The sequence below is a fragment of the Pseudomonas sp. genome (assembly GCF_026224925.1).
Lineage (GTDB): Bacteria > Pseudomonadota > Gammaproteobacteria > Pseudomonadales > Pseudomonadaceae > Aquipseudomonas.
On the sequence record NZ_JAMFRV010000567.1, the window covers coordinates 1 to 7,988 of the forward strand.

At 56.9% G+C, this 7,988-nt stretch carries 6 protein-coding genes; all 6 read left to right on the top strand.

Annotation, left to right across the window (positions count from 1 at the left end):
* Nucleotides 1-488, top strand: a 488-nt coding sequence (locus M0974_RS23750; protein WP_297842691.1) for a dihydrodipicolinate synthase family protein, incomplete at its 5' end; no start/stop codon positions are given.
* A 77-nt stretch (nt 489-565) separates the two neighbouring features.
* The gene (locus tag M0974_RS23755; protein ID WP_297842692.1) at nt 566-2,011 is read left to right on the top strand and encodes an aldehyde dehydrogenase family protein; all 1,446 of its coding nucleotides are present in this window, start codon (nt 566-568) and stop codon (nt 2,009-2,011) included.
* 150 nt (nt 2,012-2,161) lie between these two features.
* The gene (locus M0974_RS23760; RefSeq protein ID WP_297842695.1) at nt 2,162-3,535 is read left to right on the top strand and encodes an MFS transporter; all 1,374 of its coding nucleotides are present in this window, start codon (nt 2,162-2,164) and stop codon (nt 3,533-3,535) included.
* A gap of 10 nt (nt 3,536-3,545) precedes the next feature.
* Nucleotides 3,546-5,099: a galactarate dehydratase gene (gene garD / locus M0974_RS23765; RefSeq protein WP_297842698.1), complete on the top strand. Its 1,554-nt coding sequence runs from the start codon at nt 3,546-3,548 to the stop codon at nt 5,097-5,099.
* A 127-nt stretch (nt 5,100-5,226) separates the two neighbouring features.
* A complete protein-coding gene (locus tag M0974_RS23770) occupies nt 5,227-6,552 on the top strand; it encodes an MFS transporter (protein WP_297842702.1) in 1,326 nt (441 codons plus the stop codon).
* Between the two features lie 52 nt (nt 6,553-6,604).
* A complete protein-coding gene (locus M0974_RS23775) occupies nt 6,605-7,543 on the top strand; it encodes a 2-hydroxyacid dehydrogenase (RefSeq protein ID WP_297842704.1) in 939 nt (312 codons plus the stop codon).
* Nucleotides 7,544-7,988: the final 445 nt, after the last annotated feature.

The window sequence follows — 7,988 nt, forward strand, 5'->3', positions numbered from 1 at the left end:
ACCGTAACGTTTGCCGCTTGACCGCTCCATTGCTTGAGCGTCTGGCTGAGCGTTGCCCGAACCTGATCGGCTACAAAGATGGCCTGGGCGATATCGAACTGATGGTTTCGATCCGTCGTCGCCTTGGCGATCGCTTCAGCTACCTGGGTGGTTTGCCAACTGCCGAAGTTTACGCCGCTGCCTATAAGGCACTGGGTGTTCCGGTTTACTCGTCTGCGGTGTTCAACTTCCTGCCGAAAATGGCCATGGATTTCTACCACGCCATTTCCCGTGAAGACCACGCCACCGTTGGCAAGTTGATCGATGACTTCTTCCTGCCGTACCTGGACATCCGTAACCGCAAGTCGGGTTACGCGGTCAGCATCGTTAAAGCCGGCGCGAAGATCGCAGGTTACGACGCAGGCCCGGTTCGCACGCCGCTGACTGACCTCACCGCAGAAGAGTATGAAATGCTCGCTGCGCTGATGGACAAGCAGGGCGCTCAATAACAAATACGCAGAACCAGGACCGCTGAGCAATCAGCGGTTTTTTGCCTTTAGCTTTTCGTGCCTTTTGGAGAATGTTCGTGTCTGATTCGAAACGTTTTGATAACTACATCGGCGGCGAATGGGTTGCCGGTGCAACGTATTCCTCCAACATAAACCCTTCTGATTTGTCCGACGTCGTTGGCCAATACGCTCAAGCTGATGTGGCGCAAGTTAACGCCGCCATTGATGCTGCCCGTGCCGCGTTCCCGGCCTGGTCGACTTCTGGCATTCAAGCGCGCAGCGATTCGCTGGACAAAGTCGGCAGCGAAATCCTTGCTCGCCGCGAAGAACTCGGCAACTTGCTCGCCCGTGAAGAAGGCAAAACCTTGCCAGAAGCGATTGGCGAAGTAACCCGCGCTGGCAACATCTTCAAGTTTTTTGCTGGCGAATGCCTGCGTCTGTCCGGTGACTACCTGCCGTCGGTACGTCCGGGCGTCAACGTTGAAGTGACTCGCGAAGCGCTGGGCGTGATCGGTCTGATCACTCCATGGAACTTTCCGATCGCTATCCCAGCCTGGAAAATCGCACCGGCATTGGCTTACGGCAACTGCGTCGTGATCAAGCCTGCTGATCTGGTGCCTGGTTGCGCATGGGCCATCGCTGAAATTATCTCCCGCTCGGGCTTCCCGGCTGGCGTATTCAACCTGGTAATGGGCTCCGGCCGTGTGGTTGGCGACGTGATTGTCAAAAGCCGCAAAGTTGATGGTGTCAGCTTCACCGGTTCGGTCGGCGTCGGTCGTCAGATCGCAGTCGATTGCATCGCACGTCAAGCCAAAGTACAGCTGGAAATGGGCGGCAAAAACCCACAGGTCATCCTCGACGACGCTGATCTCAAGCAAGCGGTCGAGCTGTCGGTACAGAGCGCGTTCTACTCCACAGGTCAGCGTTGCACGGCGTCGAGCCGCTTCATCGTGACTGCTGGCATTCACGATAAGTTCGTGGAAGCCATGGCCGAGCGCATGCGCTCGATCAAAGTCGGTCATGCACTGAAATCCGGTATTGATATCGGTCCAGTCGTTTCCAAAGCCCAGCTGGATCAAGACCTGAGCTATGTCGCCATCGGTCAGCAAGAAGGTGCACGTTTGGTTTCCGGCGGTGAGCTGGTGACCTGCGACACCGAAGGCTACTTCCTGGCGCCAACGCTGTTTGCCGACAGCACCGCCGAGATGCGCATCAGCAAAGAAGAAATCTTTGGTCCGGTCGCGAACATCGTTCGTGTTGCGGATTATGAAGCTGCACTGGCCATGGCCAACGACACCGAATTCGGTTTGTCGGCAGGTATTGCCACTTCGTCATTGAAGTATGCCAACCACTTTAAGCGTCATTCCCAAGCCGGGATGGTGATGATCAACCTGCCAACTGCTGGCGTTGACTACCACGTACCGTTCGGTGGTCGCAAAGGTTCTTCCTACGGTTCGCGTGAGCAAGGTCGCTACGCACAAGAGTTCTACACCGTCGTGAAAACCAGCTACATCGGTTCGTAAAAAGCATTACTTGTAGGAGCGGGCTTGCTCGCGATCGCGGTTTGTCTGATGAACAGCGTCAAGCTGATCGCGAGCAAGCCCGCTCCTACAGGGTTGTACGTAAAACAGTTCTACCCGCCAAAAAAAACAAATAGTGGGAGTAACAGATACATGCCGCACGCCAAGCCGACCCACGTTCGCTATTTGATCCTGTTCATGCTGTTTCTGGTGACAACGATCAACTATGCCGACCGTGCAACCATCGCTATCGCGGGCTCCAGCCTGCAAAAAAGTCTCGGCATTGATGCCGTAACCCTCGGTTTTATTTTCTCCGCATTTGGTTGGGCTTACGTGGCTGGCCAGATTCCCGGCGGCTGGCTGCTCGACCGATTCGGGTCGAAGCGAGTCTACGCGCTGAGTATTTTTACCTGGTCGCTGTTCACCGTGCTGCAAGGCTATGTCGGTGAATTCGGCGTCTCGACCGCCATCGTCGCGCTGTTTATGCTGCGGTTTCTGGTGGGATTGGCCGAAGCGCCGTCCTTTCCGGGCAACGCACGCATTGTTGCGGCCTGGTTCCCTACGGCTGAACGCGGCACCGCGTCAGCGATTTTCAACTCCGCACAATATTTCGCCACGGTTCTGTTCGCGCCGCTGATGGGCTGGATCGTTTACAGCTTCGGTTGGCAGCACGTGTTCGTGGTAATGGGCGGTGTCGGTCTGGTGTTTTCGGCGATCTGGCTGAAAGTTATCCACAGCCCGCGCAATCATCCGATGATCAACGAAGCTGAGTTCAACCACATCGCCGACAACGGCGGCATGGTCGACATGGATCAGGACCAAGGCAAAGGCGCCAGCGGCGGCCCCAAGTGGGACTACGTTCGTCAATTGCTGACCAACCGTATGATGCTGGGCGTGTACCTCGGCCAATATTGTATCAACGGCATCACCTACTTCTTCCTGACCTGGTTCCCGGTGTACCTGGTTCAAGAACGCGGCATGACCATTCTCAAAGCGGGCTTCATCGCTTCGCTGCCAGCGATCTGCGGTTTTATCGGTGGCGTGCTCGGTGGGATCATTTCCGATTACCTGCTGCGCAAAGGTCACTCGCTGACCTTCGCTCGCAAAGCCCCCATCATCGGCGGACTGTTGCTGTCGACAACGATTGTTGCGTGCAATTACGTGGACATCGAATGGATGGTCGTCGGTTTCATGGCTTTGGCCTTCTTCGGTAAAGGCGTCGGCGCATTGGGTTGGGCCGTGGTCTCCGATACCTCTCCAAAACAGATCGCCGGTTTAAGCGGTGGCCTGTTCAATATGTTCGGCAACATCGCATCGATCACTACTCCGATTGTCATCGGCTACATCATCAACGCCACGGGCTCCTTCAAATGGGCACTGGTGTTCGTCGGCGCCAACGCGCTGGTGGCGGTGATCAGCTATGTGGTTATTGTGGGTGAAATCAAACGCGTCGAATTGAAAGAGCCGCCAGTCAAGGGCCCAGCAACCGGCAATGGCGCCGGCAAGCTTTCTCAAGCCAAATCCTGAGGAAACCGTGATGAACCTGATTCAACATGCCGATTCGCCACGCTACATTCAGTTGAATGCCCTCGATAACGTGGTTGTCGTGGTCAACGATCAAGGCGTGCCTGCGGGTACGCAGTTCGACAACGGTCTGGTGACGCTGGATAACGTGCCGCAAAGCCACAAGGTCAATCTGGTAGACATCGCCGAAGGGGAGCCCGTCATTCGTTACGGGCACACGATCGGTTATGCCTTGCAGGCGATCCCGCGCGGCAGTTGGGTCAGGGAAGATCAACTGCGCATGCCGACTGCGCCGCCGCTGGACAGCCTACCGCTGTCCACTGACGTACCGGAAAAGGCAGAGCCGCTGGAAGGCTTCACGTTCGAGGGTTATCGCAACGCTGACGGCACCGTTGGCACGCGCAATATTCTGGGTATCACCACCACCGTGCAATGCGTGACCGGCGTGCTCGATCATGCGGTCAAGCGTATCCGTGACGAGTTGTTGCCCAAGTACCCGAACGTCGATGACGTGGTGGCGCTGACCCACAGCTACGGCTGCGGCGTGGCGATCACCGCAAAGGACGCGTACATCCCAATCCGTACCGTGCGTAACCTGGCGCGCAACCCGAACCTGGGCGGCGAAGCATTGGTGATCAGTTTGGGCTGCGAGAAATTGCAGCCTGGGCAAGTCATGCACGAAAACGACAGCTCGGTGGACCTCGACGATCCATGGCTGTATCGGCTTCAGGATTCCAGCCACGGCTTTGTTGAAATGATCGAGCAGATCATGGACATGGCTGAAACGCGCCTGAAGAAGCTTGATCAACGCCGTCGTGAAACCGTGCCAGCGTCCGAGTTGATTTTAGGCATGCAGTGCGGCGGCAGTGATGCGTTTTCCGGCATCACGGCTAACCCCGCGTTGGGCTACGCCTCGGACTTGCTGCTGCGCGCAGGTGCGACGGTGATGTTCTCCGAAGTCACTGAAGTCCGTGATGCCATCTACTTGCTGACCTCCCGTGCTGAAACCATTGAAGTGGCGCAAGAACTGGTCCGCGAAATGGACTGGTACGACCGTTATCTGGCCAAAGGCGAAGCTGATCGCAGCGCCAACACCACGCCCGGCAACAAGAAAGGCGGACTGTCGAACATCGTCGAGAAGTCCTTGGGCTCTATTGTCAAATCCGGGCGTAGCGCGATCAACGGGGTGCTTGGCCCCGGCGAACGCTTCACCCGCAAAGGCCTGATTTTCTGTGCAACGCCGGCCAGCGATTTTGTCTGCGGTACGTTGCAGTTGGCCGCCGGGATGAACTTGCACGTGTTCACCACCGGCCGCGGCACGCCGTACGGTTTGGCCATGGCACCGGTAGTGAAAGTGTCCACCCGCACCGAGCTGTCGCAACGCTGGCCAGACCTGATCGACATCGACGCAGGGCGCATCGCTACCGGGCGCGCCAGCATTGAAGACCTGGGTTGGGAGTTGTTCCACTACTACCTGGACGTCGCCAGCGGCAAGAAAAAAACCTGTGCTGAAGCATTGCGTCTGCACAACGACATCACCCTGTTCAACCCGGCGCCCATTACCTGATAAGGGTAATTCGCCAGTAGGAACGAGGGAGCACCTCGTTCCTACACCTTATCCAGACGTACACCGCACAACCGCTTGATCGAATAACCACGAATAGCCGCTAATAAAAAAAATAAGAGGGTTTACGATGCAGACCGATACCTCCGTTCGCCCGGCCATTGCCGTGAGTCCTTCCAGTACATTGCCAAGCCGGCGGCGGTATTTCATGTTGGCGTTAGTGCTGATCGCTACCGTGATCAATTACGTCGACCGCATTAACATCTCCATCGTTGCGCCGTTTATGGCCAAAGACTTGGGTTTCGACAAAATCGAGATGGGCTTGATCTTCTCCGCATTTGCTTGGACCTACGCCTTTGCATTGGTGCCAGGTGGCTACATGGCCGACCGCTTTGGCTCAAGAATCACCTACGCGGTGTCGCTGGTAACGTGGTCGGTCGCGACTGTATTTCAAGGTGCGGTCAGCAACTTCAGTATGCTTTTCGGGTTGCGCTTGACCATCGGCGCAATGGAGGCTCCAGCGTTCCCGGCCAATAGCCGTGCGGTGACGTTGTGGTTTCCAACCCGTGAACGGGGCCTCGCGACCAGCATTTATGTGATGGGCCAGTACATCGGCACCGCGTTGTTTTCCGGCCTGTTGCTGTGGATCGCCACCACCTACGGTTGGCAGCGAGTGTTTTACATCACCGGTGGCGTCGGGGTTGTTTTCGGCGGCATCTGGTACTGGAAATACCGCGACCCGCTGTCGGACAAGCACCTGAGCAAAGAAGAACTGGCCTACATCGAAGAGGGCGGCGGTCTGGCCATGACCAGCAAGGAACGCACCCCGTTCAACTGGAAACTGATGCGTCAGCTGTTCACCTATCGTCAAATCTGGGCGATCTGCATCGGCAAGTTTGCCAGCTCCTCGGCGCTGTATTTCTTCCTCACCTGGTTCCCGACGTACCTGATGGAAGAGCGCAAGATGACCATGGTCAAGGTGGGCATTTTTGCTGCGTTGCCATACATCGGTGCCACCGTGGGTGTGCTGCTGGCGGGCTATTTTTCGGACATGCTGATTCGCCGCAACTTCTCCATGTCGTTCGCCCGCAAGGCGCCGCTGGTTATCGGTTCCGCGTTGGGCATGTCGATTGTGTTGGTTAACTTCGTGCAGTCCAACGAGTTGTGCATTGCCATTCTGACCATCGCATTCTTTGCGCAGGGCGTGTCTGCTGCCTCTTGGGCTGCTGTCTCGGAGGTGGCGCCCAAGGAGTTGATCGGCTTGACCAGCGGGGTCACCAGTTTGTCGGCCAACTTGGCCGGCGTGGTGACTCCGATCATGGTCGGCTTCATTGTACAAAGCACAGGCTCGTTTGCCTGGGCGTTCAATTTCATCGGTCTGGTGGCGTTAATGGGTACGCTGTCGTACTCGCTGCTGCTGGGACGTTTACACCGTATCGTTTTGAAACCCGTCTAGGACTGAAACTGATCGAGCGCGGCTCGACCCTATCCAAAAGAGGAATTGTTTAATGGCTAATCCACGTTTGCTGCAAGTCGGCCCACTGACAGACAGGTTCAATCAGCGTCTGGCGGCCTCCTACGACGTTCAGCAACTTTGGACCCAGGCTGACCCGGTAGCGTTTCTTAACGAGCACGGCGCTGAGTTCAACATTGTCATCACTTCGGCGCGCTTCGGCTGTTCTGCGGCACAACTGGCGGCGATGCCGTCGGTGAAAGCGATCTGCAGCTTTGGTGTAGGTTATGACGCAATCGCTGTCGGCGCCGCCAATGCCCGTGGGATTCAAATCAGCAACACGCCTGATGTACTCAACGACTGTGTTGCCGACTTGGCCATGGGCTTGATCATCGACAGCGCCCGCAAGATCGCCCTCGGCGACCGTTTTGTGCGCGACGGCTCTTGGGGCGCCAAGCCTTTCCCGTTGGGCCGCAGCGTTACCGGCAAAAAACTCGGTATCGTTGGCTTGGGCCGCATCGGCAAAGAAGTGGTCAAGCGCTCCAGTGGCTTCAGCATGGAAGCGCGTTACCACAACCGTAAACCCGACGCGACCAGCCCACTTCAATACGAAGCCGACTTGGTCGAGCTGGCGCGCTGGTCAGACTTCCTGGTCCTGACCTGCGTTGGCGGCCCTTCAACCCACCATTTGATCAGCACCGAAGTGCTCGAAGCGTTGGGCGAAACTGGCACCGTGATCAACGTCTCACGCGGCACAGTCATCGATGAAGACGCGCTGGTCGCGGCGCTCGTCAGCGGCAAACTCGGTGGGGCCGGGCTGGACGTGTTCGAGGCAGAGCCTAAAGTGCCGAACGCCTTGCTTGAATTACCGAACGTGGTGTTGCTGCCACACATCGGCAGCGGCACCGAAGAAACTCGACTGGGCATGGAAGAAATGCTGTTCAGTAACCTGGAGGCGTTTCTGGAGCGTGGCGAGGTTGTAAACGCGGTTTGAAAGCCCGCACACGATTCTGTAGGAGCGAACGTGTTCGCGAATGAAGCAACGCGGTATGTCAGATACACCGCGTTGTCCGCTTCCCGAACAAGTTCGGTCCCACAGGTTTCTCGGCATGGCGCAGAAGTTGGGGTATTCCCCGATTCTGTAGGAGCGAACTTGTTCGCGAAAGAAGCAACGCGGTACGTCAGATACACCGCGTTGTCCGCTTCCCGAACAAGTTCGGTCCCACAGGGTGCTTGGCATGGCGCAGGAGTCGGGGTATTTCACCAGTCCCTGTAGGAGCGAACTTGTTCGCGAAAGAAGCAACGCGGTATGTCAGATACACCGCGCTGTCCGCTTCCCGAACAAGTTCGGTCCCACAGGGTTTTTGGCATGGCGCAGAAGTTGGGGTATTCCCCGATTCTGTAGGAGCGAACTTGTTCGCGAATGAAGCAACGCGGTA